Genomic DNA, 25,303 nt, shown 5'->3' with positions numbered 1-25,303 from the left:
GTAAATAAAGTATCCGCGTCGGTCCTCGTGGTAAACCGCAACAGAAGCAGTAATATAAAAGTAACGCGGACCTCTGTTAAACGATAAACAGCGGCTTCGCGATGGGCTTTGTCTTGGCGGCTCGCCAATCCAGACCGTCAACGAGCAGCGACATCTGGGCACGGCTGATCGTCACGACGCCATCCGCCGGGCTCGGCCAGATGAACTTTCCCTCGGTCAGACGCTTTTGCATCAGCAGAAAGCCGGTGGTGTCGTACATCAAAACCTTGATCATGTGCGCCGAACGCCCCCGGAAAACGAAAAGATGGCCACTGAAGGGATCCTGGAGCAGTACCGTCTGGATCTGCGCGGCCAGGCCGTCGATGCCGCGGCGCAGATCGGTCCGGCCCGCTGCCAGGTAAACACGCACGCCATCCGGCAGCCCGATCACGACCGCCTCTCGACGACATCGATCAGCCGGTTCAAGGTCACGGCGTCGAAGCCGCGCCCAACCCGGAGGACGCTGCCCCCCTTCAGTACCAGTTCGATCCGGTCATCCCGCGGTTCCGAAACACTCCCCGCCGGTTCGGCGACATGGACCGCCAGAAACGTCGCCTCCGATCCGGCCGATGATGTCAGGGCATCGGCGGCCTGTGCCTTGAGCCGGGAGTTCCAGTAGCCCAGCGTGCCCGCCTTCAGCCCATGACGCTCGCTGTACAGCCGCAGCGACAGGCCGCTGCTCTTCCAGCCCGCCACGTGATCCCGCCAGAACTGCTGCCGGTCTTCGAAAACTCCGCCATCAGCCATCCAAGCCTCCATTGTATTCCCGTCTTCAGGAATACTCGACCTCAACAGTCCTGCGGAAAAGATGCCTTCGTCGCTGGTTTACGTAGTTGATGCGAAAAGTTGGTCAGGGTTTCCGTGGTGATTAGTCCCTTTCCTTAGAGAGGTTCATGAGAAAAGGAGAGTTATTCTGGGCGAATACCTGGTCGACAGCGGCCTAGACGCCCGCGTTTCAAAGCCCGAGCTTTCCGGCGGAGCTGCGCCGGAAGATATTGGCCTCACGGATGTAGCGGCGGGTCATTTCGGCGCTGGCATGGCCAAGCTGGGCCTGGATGGTGCGTTCGTCGCCGTCGTTCATCGCGACGGTGGTGGCGTGACCGCTGCGCAGGCTGTGGCCGGCGTAAGCAGCGGGGTCCAGTCCGGCGGCTTCGGCGGCACGCTTGACGATCAATGCTACCGAGCGGTCGGTCAGGCGGTCCAGCCGAATGGTGCCGGCCCGACCGATCGGGCGGAACAGCGGGCCGTGGACGATACCAGCGTGGTCAAGCCAGGCCCGGACCGCGGCTACCGGGCAGGTGTCGGGATGAACGCCGAATGGCACCCCGACCGAACGGCCCTCGCCCTGCTGGTCGGTCTTGGAGCGGGCGAGCCGGACCCGGATGCCCTCGTCGCAGAACTCAATCCAGCCGTAACCGGCAGGGTCGCCTGGCGTCTGGCCCGGCCCGGCATCGAGCCCGACCAGCTCCGAGCGGCGCAGCGCCGAGGCGAAGCCGAGCAGCAGCAGGGCGCGGTCGCGCCGGCCGGCGGTGTTATCGCCCAGAGTAGCGAGCATGGTCAGGATGTCGGTCCCGACTGCCGGGGCCTTCGGCGTCTTGGCCGTACCGATGACGCCGCGGATGCCGCGCCAGACCTCGCGGACGGCGGGGTGGCCGGTGTCCAGGGAATGCTGGGCGATCCGGTGGGCTTCCCGGATGGCGGAGAGGCGCCGCTGGAGGGTGGACGCCTTGTAGCCGGTCTCGGCCAGCTCGGTCAGGTAGAGGCCGAGGGTTTCCGGTGCTGCCGGCAGCGCGGTGAGGCCATGGCCGTCGCAGAAGGCGGCGAAGTGGCTCCAGTCCGCCTTGTAGGCCCGCCGGGTGTTGGTCGAGCGGGCGCGCTCGGCATACTGCTTCGCCTTCTCCGCTGTCGCGGTGAGACGATCGACAGCTCCACCGGTCCGGAGTGTAATGGGCTGCAGCGACAATTCCGAGAGGGGAGCGCTGTTCATGGTGCCGCTTCCACTCCCCAGTTGCTCCGGAAACATGGTTCATCGGCCAGGAGATCGGGGTTCAAGACCATCAGGTCGTACAGGTCCATGGTCCGTCTCCCCGGCGCTGTCGTGCGGGCGCTGCTTCCGGTCGAAGCAGGCTCGCCTGAGACGCCCACGATAGCAGCTTGTTTGGAACAGGGCAATTAACTTCCGATAAAGGGGGCGTTATCGGAAGTTATGGCGGACGATAGCGAAAATAAAGGCCTATCATTATAAGTGCATTTTAAGTTGATAAAACGGTTCAAAACATTGTATTTAAAAAGGAAGTGCTTGATCAAGGGGAGGTCTGACGGTGACGGCATGCCGGTGCGGAGTGAGCGATGGCTGACCTGTTCGTCGCCGGCGGGATCGTCACGGCGCTGGAAGATGCTGCCATCGCTGTCGGCCGCCTCGACGCTAGCCTGGCCGGCAATCCGCTCCGGCGCGCCTGGACTTTCTGGAGTGAGCTCGACACCGCCCGCCGCCATGCCGAGGCTGACGGCAGGAAGGTCGACCTGTTCCGTCTCGCCGCTCACCTCCACGGCCTGCCGCTCCGGCTCGGCGACACCGCTTCCGCGCCCGAGCGCGGCCGCGAAATCGCCGGCCTGAACTACGCGGTCTGGCTGCGCTCCTGGATGGCGGCCCCCGACCCCGAACAGCAACACCTGCGCGACATCGCCCTCGACAGCCTGCGGAACTGCGGCGGTGGCCAGTCGGCGCTGGTCGCCACCGCCCAGGGCATGCTCGCTTGGCTGGCGGGACAGGGCAGCCGGCCCGCCATCCGCGCCGCCGTGCCGCTCTACCTGCGCGACCGCGCGATTACGATCCACACCCTGGCCGCCATCACCGGCGGCGATGCCCTGCGGGCCGGACCGGACGATCCCGACGGCTTCACGGTGCGCTTCCTCGACGCTGTCCAGCGCGAGGCTGCCGATGGCCGCGACCTGCTGCTGACAATGGAGCGGGAGTGGCGCGGGGCCCGGCTCCGGGTCGATCATCGCGCCGGCGCCCGGTCGAACAGCCGGCTGCCGGCGGCGGTCGACCTCCTGGCAGCCTCGCCGCTGCTGTCGATCTCCGCCCTGGCCGAGGCGCTGAACTGCTCGGTCGAGGGTGCGTCGCGGATGCTGGAAACCCTGGTTCAGCTTGAGGTCGCCGCCGAGATTACCGGCCGGACCGGGCGGGGCGCCCGGCGGCTCTACGGCCTCAGGCGCCTGCTGCCGATCCGGGCCGAGACGACCGCTGTCCGGCGCCGGGCCAGGGGAGGCCAGCGGGGACGGCCGAAGCGGGTGCTGATCCCGCCCTTCGCTGGACTGGTCGACGAGCCCAGGGCGGCAGAAGTGACGCCGGATGCGGAACCGGCCGAGCCGGCGCGCCTGGCGGCGGTGAGTTTCGACTTCGACGCGCTCGACCGGCTGGTCGCGGCGGCCGACGAGCGGACCCGCGGCGTCCGCCGGCTGCTCGACCGAATCGCCCGCGGCGAAAAGCCTTTCCTGCCGGACGACGGGACAGACGAGCCGTGACCCGCCCGATCCCGGTCACAGCATCGGATCATGCCGGAATTTCCGATCCGGAACTGGCTGTCAAACCGATGCAGCGTCGGATGGCGGAGGCGTATCCGGTATTGCCTGCCGGCTCCAACGCCGTGATCATCGGTTCACGCGCTAATCAGGAAAGACGGAAACCGTGACGGCAGACCTTCCAGAACTTCCCCTGACAGTCGAGCATCTCCATCTGACCGAGCCGGAAGCGACACGGCTGCTCGAGGGGCACCGCCTCCGGCGCGGCGATCGGGTGATGGATCCCAAGGCCCAGATCGTGGGCGAGGTGATCAGGCAGCTGCGCCCTTCCGACAGTGTGCCGACGCCCGAGGAGGCACGCGGCCAGTTCCGGAAAATGGTCGAGCTGCTCGACGAGCCGCCGCCGGTATCCGTCCGGATTTCCGACCTGACCTGCCCCGGTCCGGCCGGACCGATCCCGCTGCGGCTCTACACGCCTGACGGCGGGGGCTCGCAGTCTCTGCTACTGTACTTCCACGGCGGCGGCTGGATGCAGGGCGGGCTGGAGACCCATCACGGCGCCTGCGGCAAGCTCGCCGCCTGGTCTAATTGCCTGGTTCTCGCCGTCGATTACCGTCTGGCGCCCGAGCACAAGTTTCCAGCCGGGCTCGAGGACTGCCTGGCCGCCTGGCGCTGGCTCGCGGCCAACGCCGCCACGCTCGGCGCCGACTCGGCGCGGCTGGCGGTCGGCGGCGACTCCGCAGGCGGCAATCTCGCCGCGGCGGTCTGCCAGGCTCTCGTGGCATGCGGCGAGCCGGCACCGGCGGCCCAGTTGCTGATCTACCCCTCGCTCGATCTGAGCTGGCAGCTGCCCTCGCACCGCGACCTGGCGGATGCTTACATCCTGCCGCGCGTCCGGGTCCAGTGGTACACCGACCTCTACCTGTCATCGCCGGAGCAGGCGGCCGATGTCCGCGCCTCACCGCTGTGGGCCGGTGACCTGCACGGCCAGCCCGCCGCGATGATCGTCACCGCCGGCTTCGATCCGCTGCTCGACGATGGCCGTCACTATGCCGAGCGCCTCGAGGCCGCGGGGACGCCGGTGGTCTACCGCGAGTTTCCCGGCCAGATCCACGCCTTCATTTCCCTCACGCGCGTCATCCCGCAGGGCAACCAGTGCCTGCGCGAGGCGGCGGGCTGGCTGCGATCGAGGCTCGGCTGACAGGGCGATCGGGCGCCATGACCACAGCCAGATCAGCCGGGCGGCGCCCCAGTCGCCACCGTAACGACAAACTACCCTGAGCGCGAGATCCACCCGGCTCGTCGTCCCGCAAAAACCTTGCTCGCTTTGATTTCTCTGACGCCTTTGTCGGGCGGCTTCGGGTTCGCTACTGTTTTACCCCATGACCAATCGGGAGGACGAGACATGCGGGTTTCCGCTCACGACAAGGCAATCGCCGCCATCATGAAGTGGGCGCAGCGGGAGGAATGGCGTGACCGTCTCGATGCCATCATCGCCGACCACCTCGAGCCGGCTTTCGAAGAGTTCGACCTCGAGCCGGACGAACTGCCGAACCTGCTCGGACCGGGCGGTTATACCCAGCTGATCGGCTGCGCCTTCGAGGACTTCGTGACCTGCGACTTCGAGCCCGACGGCCAAAACGTCATCGACGACTACCTCAAGCGCCGCAGCTGGAAGGAGCCGGCGCTGGTCAGGCACTACCTGGAAGCCCTGCGCCGCTCGGTCATGAGCATCTACGAAGTCGTCGGCACAACACCAGGCCGCCACTTCATGGCCCGGGATCTGATCCGCGGCGGCGAGCCGATCCAGGTCAGGGACAAGCTGGCCTCCCAGGGCCTCGCCCAGTGGGACCGCATCGCCGCCCGAATGCTGCCGGTCGGCTCCGAGATCCATATGGCCGGCGGCGTCGTGCCGCTGACGTTCGAGAACAGCGACACCCTGCTCGACGAGTTCACCCAGGCCCGGCAAAGCTTCGCCCGCAGCGTCAAACGGCAGGCCAGGCAGCAGGGCGTCCCGATCGGCGACATCGATCAGTATCCGGTGGCGGACGCCATTCTCGGCGAGATGGCGCCGCTGTTCACCCAGGCGTGGCTGACCCGTTCCCTGCGCAGCGTCCTGGGTCAGTCGATGCCCAACCTTGTCAACTTCGACGGTGACAAGCTGATCTTCTCGGAAACGCGGTTTCCGATCCAGGATCCCGCCCGGTCCGGCGAGATCGAGAGCCATCTCGACAGCCTGCCGGGTCTGGTCCGGGACGAGCCCGGTCAGCCGGCCTGGACATGGCTGACCGACGCGCCTCCGGGCGGCGCTGTGCCGGGCGCCTCATCCGGTGCGGTGATGATCAAGACCTACGATGACCAGGGCGGGCGGGTTCTCGGCTCGGTCCGGCTGGATCCGACCGCCGTGGTGCTGCAGACGAACTCGGTAGAGCGCGCCGAGCGCGGCCGAGGCTGGCTGGCCGGGGTACTCGGCTCCTTGGTGAAGGCGCCGCTGACCGCGCTGCAGACGCCCGAGCAGGCGTTGGCGGAGCACGCGGCCGTGGGAGATGATCTCGCTCCGCCGGAGCCGCCGCTGCCGCCGGAGGAAATGGCGGCGCTGCTGCACGAGGTCGAGGACCGTCACTACCGCGAGATCCTGTCCCAGCCGATCCCGATGCTGGACGGCAAGAGCCCGAAGCAGGCGGCCCGGTCGAAGGCAGGGCGCCGCAAGGTGGTGGAGTGGCTGAAATACCTGGAAAACGGTGCCGCGCGCCGCAGCCTGGCTCAGGGCCATCCAGCCTATGATTTCGGCTGGATGTGGGAAGCGCTCAAGGTCACCGACCTGCGCCACTGACGACGGCAATGTCCCGGTCATCACCGGTGCGTGAAGCCGAGGTGCGAAGGATCAGGTCGTCGCTTTTGGACGGCCGCGCTTTTTCGGGACGGGAACCGGTTCGGGTTCCGGTCGGCGCCTGCCCAGGCCGCTTGCCTTGGCAAGGTCGCTGCGCCTCCCGGCATAAGCGGGTGCCACCATCGGGTAGTCCACCGGCAGGTTCCATCTGGCCCGGTACTGGTCCGGCGTCATGCCGTAGGTCGCCATCAGATGACGCTTGAGCATTTTCAGCTTTCTGCCGTCCTCCAGGCAGACGATGTACTCGGCCGTGACGGATTTACGGATCAGCACCGCCGGCTTCAGGATTTCCTGCTGCTGCGGCGGCGGCGCCGGTTGAACGAGCTGCAGGAGCGAACCGTGAGCGATGCCGATCACGCTTGGGATGTCGGCAGCCGGCAGGATGTTGCCCCGCAGGTAGGCGGCAGTGATTCGGCTGGTCAAGGCGACCATCTCTTCGGAAGAAACGGTGGAGCTGCTGGGGTTCATCGAACTTTCTCCAACTGTCGGGTAAGGCGCTGGCCCGGCGCCAGCGCCGGGACAGAATGCCGGCCCGGCAGCGGCACTTCAAACCGGGCCATCGAGAGCGTTTCTGTGCCGTGTCAATCAGCTTCGAACATTGGGCACAGCACAATAGGCGTTATCACTATGATAAAGCTGCGAAATCTGTCAAAAAGGCGGGGTCACGATCGGCGCTGATTCAATGCCGTTCAGTTAAGGGCGTAAAAGCCATCGCCGTGCCTCCTGCTGTGAGCAGATCCTTCTGCTCGTCAACAGCCTGAAGCCCTTAACTGAACGGCATTGGGCGCTGATTGTGACCCCGCTCCAGATATAGATTTCCAAAGTCAATCAATGCAGCAGTATTGGACGGAACGGATACAAGGTTGGAAGCCGAATCACAGTCGCAGGCTCGTTACCGGAAAGCTTTGATGTCCATGCAGAACGATTGCGCGATCGGATGATCGCTGATACGCCGGAAAAAATTTACCCCGGGCGCATGCTTTCGCAGAGACGCTACCGGGGTGTACGTAGAGATATGTAAACTAAAGAAGGTGTCGTTGCAAGTGCCTGATCCCTTCCGGAAAGCCTCCGAGAACCAGCTGGACGAGCTGCTGTCCACCGAACGCTTCGGCCGCTATCTGGCGTGGGCGGGCGGCGACCGGGAGAAGGCCTTTGAACTCTATGCGCTCAACACCGCGCTGTCAGAAGCGCTCTATACGCCCATGCAGATGCTGGAAGTGGCGCTGCGGAACCGGTTTCATGCCGTACTGAGCGACGAGCGGGGGGAATACTGGTTCGACGATCCGGGCCTGATCTCAGTGGAGCACCAGCGGGAGCAGCTGGCCAAAGCCAGGGCCGGCCTGCAGGCCGAGGGCAAGCCCATCACCCCCGGTCGTGTCGTGGCGTCGCTCACCTTCGGGTTCTGGACGGCCATGCTCAACAAGCCGTATGAAAATCTTTGGCAAACCGTCCTGCACAAAGCGGCGCGGCGGGAAGATGGCAAGGGATTGACGCGCAAAGCGCTGGCAGGTCCGCTGACTCCGATCCGGGTGATCCGCAACCGGGTGGCGCACCATGAACCGATCATCAACTGGAACCTGCCCAGGCATTACACAAACATCGAGCAGATGACCACCTGGCTCTCACCCGTGGCGGCCGATTGGCTGCGTCATCACAGCCGGTTTCCGGTGGTTTATCCCTCCACTCCCATCCAGCTTGCGGGTTCCTGAAAACCCGGAGTCTGATCAGCGCCGTGTCATTCTCCCGGTTCCCTCATCCGTGAAATCAGCTGGAAAATCCGTCGTGGGTTCCACTCGCACCTCGCCCGGATGACCCAGGTATCTGCAGCGTTTATGAGAAAAGCCGGAGGCATCGCTCGTAAAACTGTGCGCGTTTACCGGGGAGGCACTGCGGCAACGGGACAGTCTAACCATGTGGTTCACGGATGATGCGATCGCCGCCTGGAAAGCAGCGCTACGCACCACGCCGGGCGGTCAGCAGCACTACTCCGACCTCGCCATTACGACAGCTCTGGCGCTGCGTCAGACCGAGGAGCTGATCGGCTCGATCCTCCAGTTGCTCGGCCTGGAACTGCCGGCGCAGCCCCGCCCGACCGGTGGTCCGATCCACCTGATGGTCGATAGTTCGGGCCTGAAGCTGGGCGGCCCGGGCGAATGGCTGGCCGGGAAACACGGTACCAGCAGGCGGCGCTTGTGGCGCAAGCTGAACATCGGCTTCGACGCGGTGACCGGCCGGATCGTCGCGTCCATCCTGACCGAACATGACGTCGATGACGCCTCTCAGGTCGAGCCCCTGCTCGACCGGATCGCCGAACCGGTCGATCTCTTCCTGGGCGACGGCGGCTATGACAGAACCGGCGTGTACACCGCCCTGGACGAGCGTCATCCGGACGCGAAGGTGATCGTTCCACCCCACGCCGATGCCGTGCTAAGCGCCACGGCCGACACCAACCCCACTCAGCGCGACCGCCACATCCAGGCAATCGCCGACAGGGGGCGGATGGCCTGGCAGCGGGACAGCGGCTATAATCAGAGGGCCAAAGTCGAGGGACTGTTCGCGCGCTGGAAGCAGGTCATCGGTGACGGGCTGTGCTTCCATAGCGACGAGGCCAGGGCCACCGAGGTCACCATCGCCGCCCAGGTCCTCAACCGAATGCTCGACCTTGGACGCCCGGACTCCGTCCGCGTCGCCTGATCATCAGCGGGGAATGGGGCCTCCTCTACCTCTTCCTCCTCCCTGCAACACGCTGACCACTGCACCAGCCAGTATAAAAACAACGTGATCGAACAAAATCACCGGGGCATAAAAGGACGCCACCGGCTAATGCGCGGCTTCAAGAATTTTGATGCGGCTCATCGCCTCTGCCGCGCATTCGACGAAATCCGCGACTTCCTGCACCCGGCTACCTACATCAACCAAACGGTTTCGCTTGCCAGTCGACGGGTCATCCACGTCCAGCGCGTGGCTGCGCTGCGGGACCTGATCTCTGCCGCATAAAACAGCTTCTGGTAATTAGATGCCTGCCTGCTGCGCAACTGGCCCCAAAACCTGACAGAACCCTCTAGCAGGCTGCGGAAAAACGTCATCTTTGGGGTGATGTGTGGATTATAGTTAACGCGTTGTCCTTTTCGGAGGTGACGATGCGTGGGTATGACGATCATGGTGAAGCTGCGTTCGCTTACGTCAGTTGCGAGACGCGCGTCCCGCCCGACCATCCACTGCGAACCATCCGAGCGATCGTGGATGAAGCGTTGAAGGGCTTGTCCAGGGAGTTCGACGTCTTGTATGCGGCGACCGGGCGTCCTTCGGTGCCGCCCGAGAAGCTGTTGCGGGCGCTGCTGTTGCAAGCGTTCTATTCGGTGCGCTCGGAGCGCCAGCTCATGGAGCAGCTTGGCTACAACTTGCTGTTCCGCTGGTTCGTCGGACTGGCGATCGACGCGCCGGTTTGGGATGTCACGGTCTTCACCAAGAACCGCGAGCGGCTGCTGAGGGGCGAGATTTCTGCCAAGTTCATGGACCGCGTGCTGAACCTGCCGCAGGTTCGGGCCCTGCTGTCGCAGGATCACTTCACCGTGGACGGCACCATGGTCGAGGCCTGGGCGTCGATAAAGAGCTTCAAGCGCAAGCCGGATGAGGAGGCCCAGCCAGGTTCCGGTGGCGATGCCCCGCCCCCCGTCGAGGGCGACCGCAACGCCGAAGTTGATTTTCATGGGGAAGTCCGATCAAACGCCACTCATGCCTCGACCATTGATCCGGAGGCCCGGCTTTACCGGAAAGGCAAGGGCAAGGAGGCCAAGCTCTGCTTCCTGGGGCATACCCGGATGGAAAACCGCCATGGCCTGTTCGTCGATACCCGGCTGACGCTGGCTACCGGCACCGCCGAACGGGACGCGGCGGGCGACATGATCGGAGCCATGACCGGCCGGCACCGGATCACGGTTGGCGCCGACAAGAACTACGACACGGCCGCCTTCGTCGCCGAACTGCGCAGCCTCAACGCAACGCCCCACGTCGCCCGGAACATCAGCAACCGGCGCTCCGCCATCGATGGCCGCGTCACTCGCCACCCTGGTTATGCCATCAGCCAGGTCATCCGCAAACGCATCGAGGAGGGCTTCGGCTGGATCAAGACGGTCGGCCTGATGGCCAAGACCAAGCTGCGTGGCACCGCGCGGGTCGGGTGGCGGTTCCAGTTGACCGCAACAGCCTACGATTTGATCCGATTGCCCAAACTGCTCAACTCGGATCCACTCCAGAGTGTTGACCTTCAGATGCCCCTGTTAAACATCTCGAACACTTGCGGCGTCAATCCGCGTTTTTCCGCAGCCTGCTAGAGCAGACAGCCTCTGATCAGCCTCCATCATGCAACGTTGCATGAACGATCATGTCAACAGAGCATTGATCTCATCGCGCAAACGTAACAGCAACTCTCGCTGATCCTGCTCAAGAGCCCCCCCTTGCTCTCTTATGAGAACCAGATCCTTGGTGAAGCGCATTGTCGCCTTGGTGAACCGGTTCGTCTTGTCGACGGCAGGCGCCCTGCCCTGCTTCATCTCCCGGACCCCTGCAACCGAAAGGCCGGATTTAGCCTTTTCCCAAAGACGAAGCTGTTCGTCCGGATCCTCAATGGAAGCCAGTTCGGCCAGCATCGTCATCGCGACATGGCGGTTGTTCTGATACTCTACTAGAATCGTTTTATGAAGATCCAGGATGTGAAGCGTCCGTGTCACATAGGTCTGACTTTTGCCAAGTAATCTCCCCAGGCTTTCATGCGTGGATTTGTAGCTTTTGATAAGCGTTGCTAATGCCTGAGCAGTCTCGACCGCGTCCAAGTCTTCGCGCTGCAGGTTCTCCAGAACAGCAAGCAAGGTGGCGTCATCTGTCTTGACGACAAGCGAGGGGATCTGAGTTTTTCCAGCTATCTTGGATGCGCGCCACCGGCGTTCACCCGCGATGATCTCAAAGACACCGCGCTCTATTTCCTTGACCAGGATTGGTTGAAGAACGCCGCGCTCGGCAATTGAGCTTGCCAGTCCGTTCAGGCTATCCTCATCGAAGTACTTGCGAGGCTGGTTCGGGTTGGTTTGAACCTGATCTAGATCAAGCATCAGGTACTCGCTGTCCTCGGATGTTCCGAACAACGCAACTCGTCCTGTTTCCCGCGTCAGCGCACCACGGTTATTGGTAAGGTCAGACTTAGACCGGCTCATGCGCATACTCCTTCGCACGGGTCTCGGCGATTTCAACCAGTCGATCAGCAATGCGCCGAAAGCTTTCATTGCCAGCCACGTCCGGTGTTCTCTCCAGGGCCGGCTTACCGGCAAGAACGGACTCTTTATACGCAACCGCGCGACTGATGGGTTCGAACAGTTCAACGCCATGCCGCTCGGCAATCGTCCGGAGTTCAGCCAACATTGCCTTGTCGACGACCGTGCGTGGGTCGTAATGCGTCGGCAAGATTCCAAGCACTTGAAGATTGCGGTTGATACGGCGCTTGGTGCGGTCGATCGCGCGCAACAGCAGCGGAATACCCATCAAGCTCAACTGTTCGGTCTGACTTGGGATAAGAACAAGATCTGCGGCCCCAAGAGCACTGGCAGTCAAGAGGCCCAAGTTTGGTGGTGTGTCAATCACGATGAAATCGTAATCGCTGGACACTTCTGACAGTTTCTCTCGGAGAGCCAGGCTCGATGTCGGATCAGACATCAGGCTGACCTCGATTTCTGACAAAGCAATGCTGGACGCGATCAGATCAAACAAACCCTCGCAGACAGGCGTGATCGCTTCCCTGGTCGGCAAGTCTGACCGGGAGTCGAGCAAGGTTGTCAGCGTCTTCTTTTTCAGTTCCAAACCATGCGCGTCCTCTCCAAGATTCGTTGTTGCCGAACCCTGGGGATCTCCGTCTACTAGGAGTACCCGAAATCCTTTCTTAGCCAGCAGGTATGCGACGTTGACGGATGTGGTCGTTTTGGCAACGCCGCCTTTTTGTAAACTGACAGCCAATGTTAGGGCAGGGGCTAAGTTTCGAGCAGTGGGAATGCCTCCCCCTGCGGGAGGTTGTTCCGCCCGGATAGCCTGTGCTACGATTTGAGGAATACGTTCGGCGCCACTTTCCCACCTGCTAATACGAGCTTTATCGTAGCGTCGCCCTAGAACCTCGTTGAGGTGGGCCGCGAGTTGCGGCTGCTCCCATCCTCGGCTCGCCCGGTACTGGCGTAGGTCATCGCCAGGTATGGTGTCAGCCATCATGTCCCCTAATCAGTCATGTACATGGAATGATGCACATACACGCCATACTGTCAACGGGTTGACGGTTTCGTATTGGTTAGTGATGCAATCATGCAACGTTGCATGGGCTTGGTATCCTGCTTTGGCAATTAGGCTTAATAAGGCGTCCGTAATGGGCCGTCGGACGTCAAGCCCTCGAGTGACTGTCTCATCGCCGGCCTCACGCTTCCGTCCGTGGTCAGCACTGCGGCTGCCACACCATGTAGTCAGATAAGGGAAGCCAGCGGGACAATCTAAGGCGCGTAGTTCACCTCAACCAGGACTTCCACAGCATTACTCCCGACCTCATTGGTTTCCGCGTCCCGGCGACGGGGCCTCACCGAGGCAAGCCCCTTCCGGCCTCAAACTGTTACCTAGTGGTCCGCTTATGCGGCCACCGGCGTCTCCTTACCCCAGCGGAACTCGCTGCCATCGACCCACATGCGGTGCAACACGGTCGCGAGCTTCCTCGCCAGGGCGACCTTCGCCCGCTTCACGCCGTGGCGCCTAGCGACGTCCAGGAGCCAACGCTTCAGTGTCGAAAAGCGTGGCGTCCGGCTCAGTAGCACGTTGGTTGCCTCGTACAGGACGGTCCGAATCATGGCGTCACCGACTTTACTGACACCACCCGTCACATCGGTTTCGCCGGACTAATACTTTTTGGGTGTCAGCCCGAAGTGCGCCCCCACTGCCTTGGATGAGGTGAAGCGCGCCGGATCGTCCACGGTCGCGTTTGAAAGTCACCGCGACCAGCGGTCCGACACCGGGCACCGTCATCAGTCGCCGGCAGACGTCATCGGTCCCCACGATTGCCAGCACCTGTCAGTGCAGACGCATGCCCGGCGATCAGCTCCTCGACCCGCGCCGCAAAGCGCCCCTTGCTCACCTCGCCGACCTTCTGCCCGAAGCCGCGCAGAATGCCGCAGATGCTGGACTCGACATCGCCCAACTTGCTCTGCAGGAGCTTGCGCCCGACCACCAGGGCGCGCAGCTCTTGGGCATCGGCCGATTTGCGATGGACCGGCCGGAACCAGCTCATGCGCAGCAGGTGGGCGATGTCGCGGGCATCTTTGCGGTCGGTCTTGCCGATCATTGCCGACGGCGCCGCCTTGACGTGCCGGGTCTCCAGCAGCACCGTTTCCAAACCCGCTCCGCTCAGCCTGGCATGCAGTCATTGTGATAGGGGACCAGCCTCCAGCCCGATGCGCGTTACCCGCATGCTGAGCTGGCCGAAGAAGCAGACCAGCGCCTCCAGCTCGCTTGCCACCTTGGCTTCGCACACGATCCTGCCCGTGGGATCCACCACGCACACGCTGCTCTGTTCCAACGAAACGTCGTTCCAGGCATAGTAATCCATGGCTGTCCTCCGATGATGCTTGGGGCCGATCAACTTGGATCCCGCTTCTCATACCATCACTCTGAGGGGCAGCCGCCCAACCAGCCAACTCCCGCTGGAGGCCCATCACGGCATCTAGAAGGTGAGGCAAACGACGAGCTGTCGGTGACTAGAGGGGACAGAGCTTCTATAAGTGCTGTCCGTAATATGGGTCCCCGTCGTTTGCCTCACCTTGGAACGTCGTTTAAATCACCTTCTGCGGATCGCACTTGCCATAGGTTGCCTCCTTGATCAAGGATGTAGTCTAGGAGGACTTATGGAGCGAGCAGTTACAAAATCTGAGATTACTGGAGACTTTCAGATGGACCTCTTCGACTCGCCAATGGGTGGCCGAGTAAAGAACGACCGTACTCTGATGGTCTGGTCCTTTTTTGGCCTTGGCCGACAAAAGACCCAGCGTCTCCCTACCTACGATGATGGTACGGTCCGCATAGAAGTTTACGGCACACCCGAGCATGGTGTTGCTAACATGTGGGACAAGGAAATTCTTATCTATCTTGTGAGCCTTATGCAGGATAAAGCTAATCGAGGGGAAGTTGTCGGGACTGAGATGACGTTCACGGCCGCCGACCTGTTCCGCGTGGTCAAGCGGGAGCCTGGGGGTAGTGCCTATGAGCGCCTCGAAGAATCTCTGATGCGGCTGAAGTCTACACAGGTCAAAACGAACATCGAGACCGGCGGCGAGGGTGAAGACTCAGGGTTTTCTTGGATCTCCGAGTACAAGATGCGCTACGCTCGCAACCGTAAGGGCGAGAAGGTATTGCGGGCTGTCAAGGTTACAGTGTGCAGTTGGCTGTATCGAGCTGTGGTAAAGGACGGCCGTATCCTCACTTACGACAGCAGGTACTTCGATCTCGGTCCCCTCGAAAAGCGCCTTTACGAGATTGCCCGGGCGCATTGCGGCAAGCAGCGGGGCTTTAAGATGGGCCTGGAGAAGCTGCGGCGGCGCGTCGGTTACGGCCAAGGACCGGAAGACCTGAAATATTTCAAGCGGGATATCCTCGCTCTTGCCAAGAAAAAGTCGCCACTGCCCGAGTACGGTGTCATGCTCGTTGACCCGAGGGACCCGCGTCGCCTTGGCGTTTTGGTGGATCCAAAAGCACCGACGCCGAGAGGACGCACGGCGCTACGTGACTGGCGCGTCTTCTTCTTCAACGCTTTGGAACTTAGCCGCATTCCCGCCTATGCGGCAGTTCCTGAACTAGATGACGGGGGTTTCCCGGAATCCGAAACTCCTTGAGCCGCTTGGCGTCCGCACTACTCAAGCTGCCTCCTCATCTTCCTCCGCTAAGCCTTCCTCGCTCGAGGGTAGCTATAACTGTTACACAGTTATTCTAGTTATCCAGTTAAGGAGTTACGGGTCCGAATCAGCCTTTAATATCAATTGCTTGAAGTGCTTTTGGTGAGGCAAACGGCGAGGTTCAGTGATCGAAACGACGAGTCGAGGTGATCTAAAGGACATGCCTGAGTGAGGCAAACGACGAGTTTAGGTGATGAAAAGGCTCCACAGAAAATTGCGGTGATCGTAACGACGAGCATAAAAACCGCAGAAATATGTGAATGGTGATCAAAACGACGACTGAGGTGAGGCAAAGGCGGATCAAGGTGATCCAAACGACGAACTCCGTCACCGCTATCCTGCGGCTTTCGGCAGTCCCGATTTCTTGGACGCAAGTCAAGCCCTATGCGCGATCATGATTGATCGATTACCTGCCTGACCCCATGGCGGGAGGCGCATGGACGCTTGGAGAGTTTCCGCTTCTGCTGGTCAAGACTTCCTGTGCGAAAGGCGGAAGGGCAGGGCAGTACCATACCAAGATGCGGGAGCGCTACGGTTCTGTCATGGCGATACCGGATCTGCGGCACCTCCGGGCCGAGTGTCCAGGGCGTCATTATGCCTCCGACCGGTGTCGGTGCCAGGAGACAAGGCGGGACGCATTGGGCCGATCTGGGATCCGGTCCCGAAGAGACGTCCATGTGTTCCTGTGGAGTACGGGACTTTGGCGACATAAGACATCGCCTCGCCGGGAACATGCCGATAGGGTATTCGGTTTGCGGGCGTCAAGACAATTAGCAGCTCGGCTTCGCCATGCTCGGGATGGAAAGCCGCGCCCGTCACCCGGCCCGACACCCTGCGCGTGGCTCCAGGCGGGCCGCGAATTGTCTTGACGTTCGGGCGTGCTGAAGCGGTCGGCCGCTCGGTGGCGGCCTCGCCTGTCGAGCGTCTTGGCCTATAGTCTCTGGAACTTCAAGGCGTGGAGCCTCCCCCACTCGAAATGCCGCCGCTGCGTTTCTTGACCGTCCCATCGGTCAGGAATTCGACACCCGCCTCTTCGAGCGTCTCAACTATTTTCATAATGGTTCCATACGCGGTACGCTCCATCAGGTCTTGATCGTATTCAATGCGCTGCAAAGTGCGGCGACCGATACCAACCATCGCGCAGAATTCTTCTCCGGCGATGCGGAGAAGATTGCGGGCATCTCTGATTTGTTCGCTAGATACTTTCTGCATCAGCAGTATATGGCTACCTCCTAGCCTTTTGGCATTGAACTCTAGCATTGTAAAACTAGCCGTATGTTGCTAACCTATGTGCATTAGCGGCGCCCGGGGAGCCGCTAAACGCTAAGAAGGAGCAACAATGAACAGCCTCGATGTCGTAATCCAGCACTTTCCTGGAATCATTATCGCTACCATCGGGACAGACAACGTCTTCGTCAGCTTCAAAATGCGCCGCCTGGGAGAAACGTTCGAGCTGGTCGCAGATTCGACGGTCTACTACGCGGCGAGCGGTCATTACGAATACGAAGAATTGGTTCGCGGGATCGCAGACGATGAAGATGAAGCCATTTCGATCGCCACAGATCTGGAGTGGAATGCGCAAGGTAAGCTGAAGATCCTCGACGTTGAAAACTGCTCGAAGGAGCCGGGTGGCTTCCCTGAAAGTCTCGAAAAGTTTCTTGATGCGATGCGACGCGTCGTTGCTCCCGCTGCTGCGGAGTAACCGGCCATGCCACAAGGTGAAATCACCATCGGACGTACCGGCAGCGCCGTCTACACCGTTCGCGGAGCATGGGTCTACCGCAATCCAGGTGCCAATCCTTACCGCTACGACACACTGGAAGGTTTCGTCACCGAAATGCTGACCGGCGTGCTGGGCGGCTCGTGGCGCGAAACGCCCGTCGGCACCTGCATCATCAATCGCTTCGTTCCCTGACCAGCCGCCCGGTGCCGGGGGATGTGTCAGCATCCTCCCGGCTCCGGCTCTCACCGGAGTTCCATCAAGTGCGAACCCTCAGGAACATCACGACGAATACCACCGGCCATGCCGCCCTGTCTATCACGGCCGACTGGATCGCACCTCTGAAAACCGGCCTCAGTGTGCAGAACCGCTGGGAGATCGCCGCCGCCGCGGACATCCTGGCCTGGGACCGGGTGGCGGACGCCCGCATGGGGGCGCTCGACGACATCAGCGCGCTGATCGGGGAGGGCGAGTGATGGCCCGGCGCATCGAACTGGTGGAGGCCGGCGCTGCCGCCGGCCGCACCACCTACCGCGTCCTGGCGGACGGCCTGCGTGTCGGCACCGCCACCGAGCTGGCCACCGACCAGGACACTCCGTGGCGGCTGACCGTCCCTGGCCACTGCGCCAACCTGTGCCGGAGCTCGCGCGAAACCGTGCTCGCGACCGTCGCGTGGCTGCTGGACCCCGCTTCCCGACGAACCGTCATCCACGTCCCGGCCGATCCCGGCGGTCGCTGGGATGAGGTCGCCGCCGAGCTGCGCGCCGCCGGTTTCGAGGTCCGGCCGGCGCCGATGCCGGAGAGCGGACACGCCATCCCCGTCCCCGTGATCCTGTGCATCCGGGAGGTCTGAGCCATGGCCGCCACTCATCAGCCCGCCTCCGATCCAGCCATCCCCGATCCCGGCGAGCCTCACCGGCAGCGAACCCGCACCTGCCTGAGCTGCGGCAGGCCCTTCGCCTCCGCCCACATCGGCCACCGCGTCTGCCGGCGGTGCAAGACGCTCGACGCCTGGAAATCAGGCACCGCCGATTTCGACAGTCATGACGGGTTCCAGGGGAGGACGACGCTATGCCGTACCGTCTGACCTCCGCCCAGCGCTGCGTGCTGGCCGACTGCGTCCGGACCGGCCTCGTGGGCTGGCTCATCACCTGCCCGGTGGCGGGCCAGCGCTGCCGCATCCTCCAGGCCCGGGCGACCAGCCTGCTGGGCTTCGGCTTCTCGCGCTTCACCACAATGGCGGCCAATCACTTCGGCTCCGAGTACCGGCCCCGCCGTCCCGGTTCGACAGCCACATTCCCGCTGTCGATTGCCGAGGCGGCGGCCCTGGCCAACGATGTCGAACTGGAGATGGCAGGCGACGACCAGATCTACGCCGCCGCTCTAATCGCCACCCACAGCCCCTACGCCCAGCCCGAGATCAAGGGCCGGGACTGGCGCGCCTATGTGACCATGCTTGGGGAGATCGGCATCGATCCCTGGACCGGTGACCCGACCTGGAGCCATGAGGTTCGTGACCTCCTGCGCCCGTTCCGGCGCGCCGTCGCAGCGTCCCGTGCCATCGCGGCGGAGTGACCGGCCATGGAGAACAACCTTCCCCTGCTCAACGTCGGTGGCAAGGCCCGGATGGGCTGCTACGCGGCGTTCCCCGGCACCGGCCCGCTAGACGCCCGCTGTTCCGGCTGCGCCCACCAGTCGCCCGATGGGTCCCGTTTCGTCTGCGGAAAGTACAAGACCTTGACCGGTCGCAAGGGCAGCCCGATCGATCCCGGCTCGCCAGCCTGCCGCTACTTCGCCACCCGGCCGGCGTTCAATGCCCGGCGATGAGGCCGCGCCTCCCCTTCGGGCGGCGCGGCAGTTCCCATACCGCATGAAGGTCATCACCATGCCGACCACCGACCCCGATACCCACGGCGGCAACCACCGCCGGGCACCCCGGAACAGACTGGGAGGAAGTGTTCCACCGAACCCCTTTTAGTCCAAGATCGGCTTTCAGGTCGCTGCGAAGGCCGTGCCTGGACCTGACCTCAGAGCGCTCTGCCGTTTGGAAACCGACACCACGGCATTGCGGGAAATACGCTACTAGGGGTTCCAAGCTCAAACCCTCGAAATTTTTGAAATCAATGAATTTCAGGTGTTTAGCTAGCGTGACGGCTATCAGCAAGGCTTCAAGGCCCATGTGCAATCGGCGTGCACCGGTCAGATTGGCACGTCATCGCTCCATTCTGGTAACAGCGGCTGGCAACATTCCCGAAAAGACCTCTTTTCGGGAATGTAATTTGCTCCGACACTAGGCCGTGTCTGGCGAACGGGCAGCTAGAGTTTGACCAGATCGGCGATCTTACTGCCCGTTTCGAAAGTACGGCGCAGGCGTGTGAGCGCCGGCGATGGGGCCGCGGTCCGACTGTTCACAAGGGCAATCCTGATGATGGAGGCTGCCGATGTGGACACCCGAAGATCGCGCGCTGGTTGGGGATTATGGTTCCGGCCAAGCCTTGAGCAGCGACCAGTATCGCCTGCTTGAGGCGTTCATTCCGCCTGCGAAGCCGGGAGGACGGCCTCGAACGACCGACATGCGGCAGTTACTGGACGGCCTGTTCTACGTCGTGCGGACCGGCTGCCAGTGGCGTCACCTGCCACCGCCGCCCAGTTTTCCGCCTTGGCCTACGGTGTATCGCTATTTCCGCACTTTCCTGCAGGCCGGCGTCTGGGAGACCATGCGCCATCATCTGCTGACACTGCTGCGGGAGCAGGAGGGGCGGGAGCCAAGCCCGACGGTGGCCATCATCGATACACAAACCGTCAAGACGACAGAAAAAGGGGGCCGCGCGGCTACGATGCGGCCAAGAGGATCAAGGGCCGCAAGCGTCACATCGCGGTCGATACCTCCGGCTTCCTGCTCGGTGTTCTCGTCCACGCCGCCAATATCCAGGACGCCGACAGCGCCGGCGATCTGCTGACGCGGATCAAAGGTCTGTACTGCTGGCTCAAGGCGATCTTCGCCGACAGCATCTATAACCGACTGCCGGCTCTGCTCGCCTGTTTCCTGCTCGGCCTGACACTGATCATCGTCCGCCGGATCGCCGGCACCTCGGGCTTCGTCGTCGTCCCGCGCCGGTGGGTCGTCGAAAGAACACTCGGTTGGCTTGGGCGATGGCGGCGCCTGTCAAAGGATTACGAGGAACTGCCGGAGGTCTCCGAGGCCATGGTCACCCTCGCCGCCATCCGCATCATGCTGCACCGCCTCGTTCACCCAAACCGAAAGCGACTGCCCGCTCCCTGACTTTCGAAACGGGCAGTTAGCCGCCACCTCTGCCATCGTATCTTCTGCAGTGCTCAGGCCGTTTCGAGACGCGAGCAGAGGGCTTTCTTCGCGGAGAGCTTCAAACGTCGTTTCGTGCACGACGGGAACGAGCCGCTCACCCGCGAGAAGTGCCGAAAGTTCTTTGTCGGCGATGCCTTCTTTTGGGAGGCGGCGCAGCAGAGCAGGTGTCACCAGCACGATTCCAATCCGCGATTTCGCCAAGCCTTTGTCGATGGCGCGGAGCAACGGCACGCCGAGGCCAACGTCCTTCTCGCTAAACCAGACCTTGACACCAAGTGACTCGAGCAGATCGTGCAGCTTCTTGGCAGCCCCTTGCCGGTCATCCCATGCATGGCAGAGAAAAACGTCCCGAAGATCAAGGGACGCTTGTTTTTCGACGCTCTCGCGGATCGGCGTGAGTGCCCGTACCTCGGCAGGCGTGTACACCACGGACGAACCGGCTCGGGACCATCTCGGCTTTGCGCTGCCGCCGGATCTGCCGCCTGACCCACCGCCGCCGCTGCTGCTCACTGACGGGGAGTAGGAGGAGTAAGACGGGGATGAGTACGACCCGCTGCTGTAGCCGCTGTAGCGCCCACGGCATGCAGGGCAGTTCGCCGCAGCGCTCGCTGAGCGGTGACCTTCTCTTGGTGCTGTGCATCTAGCCATGTGGTTGATGATACCAAGTTACCAAAACGTCAGCCATTCTGTTCCCCAAATGCTACATTTAGGCATTAAAAACTGATGATGGCCGATATCTGGTATAGCTCTATCGAAAGTGCAACATCTCTTCCGAAAAAATCTTTCCTGCAGGTTCATACCTGAACGGCCGACTGAAACACTATTGGCACTTCTGTTCCATGGTCACGGTCCGGGGCTGGATCTACGGCACGGCGAAGCAAGCATTTAGCCGAGCGTGCCAGTCCATTCTGGCCGGCTTTTGGAACAGAAGTGATGCAATCTGTTCCGCACCATGAAGCTCCATGACACCCAGGGCAGGCGCCTCTACCTGACCGCCGACGAACGTTGCGACCAGCTGGCATCCCTGGCAGCTTCGGCCTGACCGAAGCCGGCGAGGAATGTCCCCGGCTGAATGCCGTCATCCCCTCCAGGCAAGCATAGCGGCCCGTCGTCATCCCGACGCTGGGCCGCTGTCATATCCGCCGATCAGCGCTCGACCCGGTCGGTGAAGACGATCATGCAGGGATCGCTGAACGTGCGTCGCCTGGGGCATTGAGCCAGCACATGCCGAAGTTCCGGCATCACCATATCGGCGCCATGTTCCTGGATCAGCTGGTGGGTGTGGTACTGCCTTGCCCTGCCGCATTTCGCACAGGCTACCCGCACCATCGGCAACGGCCACTCTCCAAGGCTCCAGGCTCCGTTGGGCATGTTGATCTCTCCCAGGTCAACCAAATGCCAGCACGTATTATGGTCGAGGCATCCCAACGAGGTGCCGACCAATTCGCCTGCGGTCGAGGTCAAGGGGCAAAGCATGGGACCTGTTCGCAGACCGGTCATCATGCCCCCGGTAGCGTCATCGTTGAACCGGGCGAGAAGGGGGTTTGCCTCTTGACCCCCACATCCATAATGAACCTATCGGGTTCTCCTGGGCGATCTTTCTTCAAGATCGGCCAGGGAATGCCCCTCGGCGAGGGACCCTTCCCTTCCTCCCTTCAGCATTACGGCCCTCCTGGCGGGATGCACGGCCCGAGATAGGGGGCATGTGCGGTCAGCCATGGTATTGGGTCGCTGGGGCTGCCTCCCCGCCAGTAGCCTGCGACGGTGATCGGCGGCCTGGGTGCGAACCAGTAACGAGGTTCCGGCCAGCCGGCATTAGTCGATCCAGTGCCAGCCGTCGCAGTCTGGATGGTCCGGGATTCCGTCCCAGCCGGTCATTTCAACGCTTCTTCCGAGTGGCAGCCCACTCCTGGAGCACCGCCCCCGCCACGGTCGCGGCAGTCGTGCCATATTGATTGGCTTCAACCCAAAGTGCGTCGCTTGTCGTCGGGTCCAGCCCGACCGTTATTTGATCCATGGTCGGATCAGTCACGCTGCTTTACCCGGCTTTTCCGTCGGGAACTTGACCGATCCGTCGTCGCGGTCGAGTGTGCAGGCCACGGCCGGCGGCTCGACCGGCGTCTGCTCCAGATTCATGAAGTTGGCATCGGTGTACCAGCAGTTCCGCTTGAGGCGGAACGCGGGCGCCCCCCTGCGGAACATGATCTGCTCGTCGTCGGGAAGCTCGTTGACCTCCTGGGGGAGGATGAGCGCGCGCTTCGCCTGACCGGTGTTTTCGTTCTGCTCCCTGGCACGGAACCACCCGAAGAAGCGCGGCGCCGACCGGCTGATGTTCTCGACGGTGCCGTACCCGGTGCGCTCGCTGACCTCCTTCGTCAGCAGTTCGTCATTGGTGCCGAAGACGATTTCCGCGCCGAGGTTCCCCAATAGTGACGCCAGTCCGTCTTCCTTGTATTCGTCTCTCAGATCGGTCTTGGTCTGGACGACGAAGCTGAAGTGCAGCCCGAAGCCCCGCGCGAAGCCGTTGGCCCTGGCGATCGGTCGCATCGGGGGGAGGGCGGTCAACTCGTCCATCAGGACGTGGCACCGGTGGGTGATGGTGCTGTCGTGATCCGGGTGGGAGTCCATGCAGGCGTCGAAGAGCTGGAGGAAGAACAGGCGCAGCAGGAAGCCCAGTTGCTCCAAGTCGGATGGCATGACGCCGATATAAATGGTCATCTTGCGCCGGCGCAGGTCGCGCAGGTCGAAGTCGCTACGGGATGTTGCCGCCACGACCTTCGGATTGAACCAGATCCCCATGGTGCTGGTGACCTGCTTGCGGATGCCCTGAACCATGTCCTCGTTGCCGCGTAGATAATCGGACAGCAGGTTGACGCAGTCCTGGGTGTAGGGCCGGTCCGTGGCCCGGCGCTCCTCGACCATGCGGGCGATCGTCTCGACGCTGTCGCCGCGGGTGAAGAAGCGGAAGATCGAGGCCGGGGTCAGGTCCATTCCCGGCGTCTCGCAGATCAGGGTCGCGATGCCGGTCCATGCGGTCCGCGCGCTGTCCTGCCAGAACTTGTTCCTGCTGGCCGTGCCGACTTCGGGAAACAGGTTGAAGGCCCGGCGCTGGATCCTGGACAGGTAATCCGGCTGTGACTCATCGATCCCACCGACCGGATTCCAGCAGTGGGTGGCGCCGTTTTCGGCCAGGGGCGAGAACAGGAAGACGTCCTGGCCGAGGGTGTTCTCCCGATGCGCCGCCGTTCTCGTGTAGTTTTCCCGCTTGATGTCGAGCACGACCAAGCTGTCGGCGTAGTTGAAGCAATTCGGGACAACGTAGGCGACGCCCTTGCCGCTGCCGGTCCTGGCATAGAGCAGGGCGTGCTCCGGACCGGGAAGGCAGACGTAACGTTTGCCCATCCCCAGGACCCCGGCGGTGCGGCCGAGCAGGATGCAATCGGGCCGGGGGCGGAATGAGTAGATCAGCCCCGATTTCCTGCCCTGCCGCGGCGTTGCGTATTTCGCGGAGCCGAACAGGGCGCGGCCGTCACGACCGAGAGGAACACCGTCTTCGCCCAGGATACGGTAGACGGCCAAGCAGGCGGTGATAAGGCCTGCGGCGGCTCCGTAGAGCAGCCATTCGTTGACCCATGACTGAGTGTAGGCGTCCGGCATGGTGGCGAAGAGATAGCCCCACCATTCGGCGGTGGGAATACCGGCTTGCCGGATCGTGCCAAGGCCGAAGAGGGTGACAGTGGAGGCGGTGAAGGTGAAGCCCGCCAGGGCGATGACGGGGGACAGAACCAGTTTCAGCCTTCTCATGCTGCGGCCTCCGCATACCGGAACCATACTTCGGAAACGGCGAAGCGTCCCTCGGGCCGGTGGAAGTGAACCACGACGTCGATCAGGCTCTTCAGTGACGCCTCGATGTCGGGCAGCTCGACGCTGGAGGCGGCCGGTGCCTGCTTGACCATCAGCGCCAGCGTTGGGAAGACCTCGCGCGTGCTGGAGGCGTGGCAGGTGGTCAGGCCGGGATGTCCGGAGCGGCGGGCCCGCAGGAACGAGAAGGCTTCAGCGCCGCGCAGCTCCTGGAGCAGCAACCACCGCATGGCCAGCCGCAGCGATGCCTCAACCAGATCATTCGGTGTGACGTTGGCGGCTCCCTGACCGCCTTTGCTGTAGAACAGATCGGTACGGTTCCGGTGGGGTAGGGCGCTCCATTCGTCGCTGTCCTGAACCGTGACCAGCCGGTCGTCCAGCGGGATCTCGTTGGCCAGCCCCATGCCGAAGAAGGTCTTGCCGGACCCGACCTCGCCGCACAGGACATGCGTCATGCGGGCTTTCATGGTGGCACGCAGGAAGGCGGTCCAGGCGTGATGGCGTTCATCGGGCCCGGTGGCGCGGCATGCCTCGTGGTAGAGGGCGACCAGGGCTTCCGTGTCGCGGGAGAGGCCATCCCGCAGCGGCTCGACACCGGAGAAGATACCGCCGGCGGCGAGCTGGTCGAGCGTCGGTGACGTCTTCTTCGCCCGCCTGATGGCCAGCGCCACGGTGCCGTCGTTGACGCAGGGCGGCAGCACGGCCTGCAGGCGGGTACCGCCGGGCAGATCACAGGACAGCAGCGGCGTCGCCTTGCCCACGTTCTGGCCCTTGATGGCGGCGGCCAGGATGGCGATACCCTGCTGATCGACGAAGTCAACCGCGACCTCGTGGCGCGTGGTCGTCGCCCCGCGCCGGACGAACACTTCATTGGGCCGATTCATGATGATGTCCTCGACCATGTCGTCGGCCATGAACTCGGCGAACGGTGTGAGGGCGAAGTCGAGCAGGGGAAGGGCCGCGTGTTGGTGGTTCATGTC

At 62.6% G+C, this 25,303-nt stretch carries 26 protein-coding genes and 3 pseudogenes; 17 read left to right on the top strand and 12 right to left on the bottom strand.

All coding sequences use genetic code 11. The features are described from left to right. Nucleotides 1-76: 76 nt before the first annotated feature. From tnpB to IGS68_RS34665, 3 genes are all read right to left on the bottom strand, one after another. The gene (tnpB, locus tag IGS68_RS34675; RefSeq protein WP_201083729.1) at nt 77-430 is read right to left on the bottom strand and encodes an IS66 family insertion sequence element accessory protein TnpB; all 354 of its coding nucleotides are present in this window, start codon (nt 428-430) and stop codon (nt 77-79) included. Next, the gene (gene tnpA / locus IGS68_RS34670) at nt 427-786 is read right to left on the bottom strand and encodes an IS66 family insertion sequence element accessory protein TnpA (RefSeq protein ID WP_201083725.1); all 360 of its coding nucleotides are present in this window, start codon (nt 784-786) and stop codon (nt 427-429) included. Before tnpA ends, tnpB begins: the two co-directional genes overlap by 4 nt. A gap of 208 nt (nt 787-994) precedes the next feature. Next, complete coding sequence (locus tag IGS68_RS34665; protein ID WP_201083722.1) at nt 995-2,026, bottom strand: site-specific integrase; 1,032 nt, start codon at nt 2,024-2,026, stop codon at nt 995-997. A 362-nt stretch (nt 2,027-2,388) separates the two neighbouring features. On the opposite strand from IGS68_RS34665, the gene IGS68_RS34660 reads away from it, so the two are divergent. From IGS68_RS34660 to IGS68_RS34645, 4 genes are all read left to right on the top strand, one after another. Continuing rightward, nucleotides 2,389-3,567 carry a hypothetical protein gene (locus tag IGS68_RS34660; protein ID WP_201083719.1) on the top strand — a complete coding sequence of 393 codons (1,179 nt, stop codon included), beginning with the start codon at nt 2,389-2,391 and terminating at the stop codon, nt 3,565-3,567. After that, nucleotides 3,564-3,734, top strand: coding sequence for a hypothetical protein (locus IGS68_RS34655; protein WP_201083716.1), 171 nt, complete (start codon nt 3,564-3,566; stop codon nt 3,732-3,734). Before IGS68_RS34660 ends, IGS68_RS34655 begins: the two co-directional genes overlap by 4 nt. Next, nucleotides 3,731-4,765, top strand: a complete 1,035-nt coding sequence (locus IGS68_RS34650) for an alpha/beta hydrolase (protein WP_201083714.1) — start codon at nt 3,731-3,733, stop codon at nt 4,763-4,765. Before IGS68_RS34655 ends, IGS68_RS34650 begins: the two co-directional genes overlap by 4 nt. A gap of 204 nt (nt 4,766-4,969) precedes the next feature. Then, nucleotides 4,970-6,397, top strand: a complete 1,428-nt coding sequence (locus IGS68_RS34645) for a hypothetical protein (RefSeq protein ID WP_201083711.1) — start codon at nt 4,970-4,972, stop codon at nt 6,395-6,397. Between the two features lie 51 nt (nt 6,398-6,448). Here the strand turns inward: IGS68_RS34645 and IGS68_RS34640 are convergent, their stop codons facing one another. Continuing rightward, the gene (locus IGS68_RS34640; protein ID WP_201083708.1) at nt 6,449-6,922 is read right to left on the bottom strand and encodes a Ros/MucR family transcriptional regulator; all 474 of its coding nucleotides are present in this window, start codon (nt 6,920-6,922) and stop codon (nt 6,449-6,451) included. 575 nt (nt 6,923-7,497) lie between these two features. Here IGS68_RS34640 and IGS68_RS34635 point away from each other — a divergent pair. The 4 genes and pseudogenes from IGS68_RS34635 to IGS68_RS34620 all read left to right on the top strand — a co-directional run. Continuing rightward, nucleotides 7,498-8,163 (top strand): Abi family protein, encoded by a 666-nt coding sequence (locus IGS68_RS34635; protein WP_201083705.1) that lies wholly within the window; start codon nt 7,498-7,500, stop codon nt 8,161-8,163. Between the two features lie 154 nt (nt 8,164-8,317). After that, entirely contained in the window at nt 8,318-9,148 is an 831-nt protein-coding gene (locus tag IGS68_RS34630) for an IS5 family transposase (protein ID WP_371822013.1), read from the top strand. A 42-nt stretch (nt 9,149-9,190) separates the two neighbouring features. After that, nucleotides 9,191-9,451 carry a DDE-type integrase/transposase/recombinase gene (locus tag IGS68_RS34625; protein WP_201083779.1) on the top strand — a complete coding sequence of 87 codons (261 nt, stop codon included), beginning with the start codon at nt 9,191-9,193 and terminating at the stop codon, nt 9,449-9,451. Nucleotides 9,452-9,594: 143 nt separating this feature from the next. Next, nucleotides 9,595-10,692, top strand: a pseudogene (locus tag IGS68_RS34620) (IS5 family transposase); the annotation flags it as partial. Between the two features lie 144 nt (nt 10,693-10,836). Here IGS68_RS34620 and IGS68_RS34615 read toward each other — a convergent pair. The 3 genes and pseudogenes from IGS68_RS34615 to IGS68_RS34605 all read right to left on the bottom strand — a co-directional run bounded on the left by IGS68_RS34615 (nt 10,837) and on the right by IGS68_RS34605 (nt 14,078). Then, nucleotides 10,837-11,664 (bottom strand): ParB/RepB/Spo0J family partition protein, encoded by an 828-nt coding sequence (locus IGS68_RS34615; RefSeq protein ID WP_201083702.1) that lies wholly within the window; start codon nt 11,662-11,664, stop codon nt 10,837-10,839. Continuing rightward, nucleotides 11,651-12,703 (bottom strand): AAA family ATPase, encoded by a 1,053-nt coding sequence (locus tag IGS68_RS34610; protein ID WP_247881526.1) that lies wholly within the window; start codon nt 12,701-12,703, stop codon nt 11,651-11,653. Before IGS68_RS34610 ends, IGS68_RS34615 begins: the two co-directional genes overlap by 14 nt. Before the next feature lie 404 nt (nt 12,704-13,107). Next, nucleotides 13,108-14,078: pseudogene (locus tag IGS68_RS34605) on the bottom strand (IS110 family RNA-guided transposase). Nucleotides 14,079-14,418: 340 nt separating this feature from the next. Between IGS68_RS34605 and IGS68_RS34600 the strand changes: the two are divergent. Beyond that, nucleotides 14,419-15,357 (top strand): replication initiator protein A, encoded by a 939-nt coding sequence (locus IGS68_RS34600; protein ID WP_201083699.1) that lies wholly within the window; start codon nt 14,419-14,421, stop codon nt 15,355-15,357. A 1,008-nt stretch (nt 15,358-16,365) separates the two neighbouring features. Here IGS68_RS34600 and IGS68_RS34595 read toward each other — a convergent pair. Continuing rightward, entirely contained in the window at nt 16,366-16,629 is a 264-nt protein-coding gene (locus IGS68_RS34595; protein WP_206379364.1) for a hypothetical protein, read from the bottom strand. A 127-nt stretch (nt 16,630-16,756) separates the two neighbouring features. Between IGS68_RS34595 and IGS68_RS34590 the strand changes: the two genes are divergently transcribed. From IGS68_RS34590 to IGS68_RS34555, 8 genes are all read left to right on the top strand, one after another. After that, on the top strand, nt 16,757-17,119 hold the full coding sequence (locus IGS68_RS34590; RefSeq protein WP_201083693.1) for a hypothetical protein: 363 nt from the start codon (nt 16,757-16,759) through the stop codon (nt 17,117-17,119). A 6-nt stretch (nt 17,120-17,125) separates the two neighbouring features. Beyond that, nucleotides 17,126-17,332: a hypothetical protein gene (locus tag IGS68_RS34585; protein ID WP_201083690.1), complete on the top strand. Its 207-nt coding sequence runs from the start codon at nt 17,126-17,128 to the stop codon at nt 17,330-17,332. A 68-nt stretch (nt 17,333-17,400) separates the two neighbouring features. After that, nucleotides 17,401-17,613 carry a hypothetical protein gene (locus IGS68_RS34580; RefSeq protein WP_201083687.1) on the top strand — a complete coding sequence of 71 codons (213 nt, stop codon included), beginning with the start codon at nt 17,401-17,403 and terminating at the stop codon, nt 17,611-17,613. Next, complete coding sequence (locus IGS68_RS34575; RefSeq protein ID WP_201083684.1) at nt 17,613-17,990, top strand: hypothetical protein; 378 nt, start codon at nt 17,613-17,615, stop codon at nt 17,988-17,990. The genes IGS68_RS34580 and IGS68_RS34575 overlap by 1 nt, the downstream gene beginning before the upstream one ends. Before the next feature lie 3 nt (nt 17,991-17,993). Continuing rightward, a complete protein-coding gene (locus tag IGS68_RS34570; RefSeq protein WP_201083681.1) occupies nt 17,994-18,224 on the top strand; it encodes a hypothetical protein in 231 nt (76 codons plus the stop codon). Further along, entirely contained in the window at nt 18,209-18,712 is a 504-nt protein-coding gene (locus tag IGS68_RS34565) for a hypothetical protein (protein ID WP_201083678.1), read from the top strand. The genes IGS68_RS34570 and IGS68_RS34565 overlap by 16 nt, the downstream gene beginning before the upstream one ends. A gap of 6 nt (nt 18,713-18,718) precedes the next feature. Beyond that, entirely contained in the window at nt 18,719-18,964 is a 246-nt protein-coding gene (locus tag IGS68_RS34560) for a hypothetical protein (RefSeq protein WP_201083675.1), read from the top strand. Nucleotides 18,965-19,578: 614 nt separating this feature from the next. Continuing rightward, a protein-coding gene (locus IGS68_RS34555; protein WP_201083673.1) for an IS5 family transposase occupies nt 19,579-20,420 on the top strand; the annotation gives its coding sequence in 2 pieces (ribosomal slippage) (nt 19,579-19,954 and nt 19,954-20,420; 843 coding nt in all). An 18-nt stretch (nt 20,421-20,438) separates the two neighbouring features. Here IGS68_RS34555 and IGS68_RS34550 read toward each other — a convergent pair. From IGS68_RS34550 to virB11, 4 genes and pseudogenes are all read right to left on the bottom strand, one after another. Then, nucleotides 20,439-21,110: pseudogene (locus IGS68_RS34550) on the bottom strand (toll/interleukin-1 receptor domain-containing protein); the annotation flags it as partial. A 498-nt stretch (nt 21,111-21,608) separates the two neighbouring features. Further along, a complete protein-coding gene (locus IGS68_RS34545) occupies nt 21,609-21,833 on the bottom strand; it encodes a hypothetical protein (RefSeq protein ID WP_201083668.1) in 225 nt (74 codons plus the stop codon). Between the two features lie 657 nt (nt 21,834-22,490). Continuing rightward, entirely contained in the window at nt 22,491-24,266 is a 1,776-nt protein-coding gene (locus IGS68_RS34540) for a type IV secretory system conjugative DNA transfer family protein (protein ID WP_201083665.1), read from the bottom strand. Beyond that, the gene (gene virB11 / locus IGS68_RS34535) at nt 24,263-25,300 is read right to left on the bottom strand and encodes a P-type DNA transfer ATPase VirB11 (RefSeq protein ID WP_201083662.1); all 1,038 of its coding nucleotides are present in this window, start codon (nt 25,298-25,300) and stop codon (nt 24,263-24,265) included. The genes IGS68_RS34540 and virB11 overlap by 4 nt, the downstream gene beginning before the upstream one ends. Nucleotides 25,301-25,303: the final 3 nt, after the last annotated feature.

Source organism: Skermanella sp. TT6 (genome assembly GCF_016653635.2).
In the GTDB taxonomy this organism is placed as follows: domain Bacteria; phylum Pseudomonadota; class Alphaproteobacteria; order Azospirillales; family Azospirillaceae; genus Skermanella; species Skermanella cutis.
The sequence above is the reverse complement of the archived record's forward strand: the minus strand, read 5'-3'. Positions and strand labels throughout refer to the sequence as shown.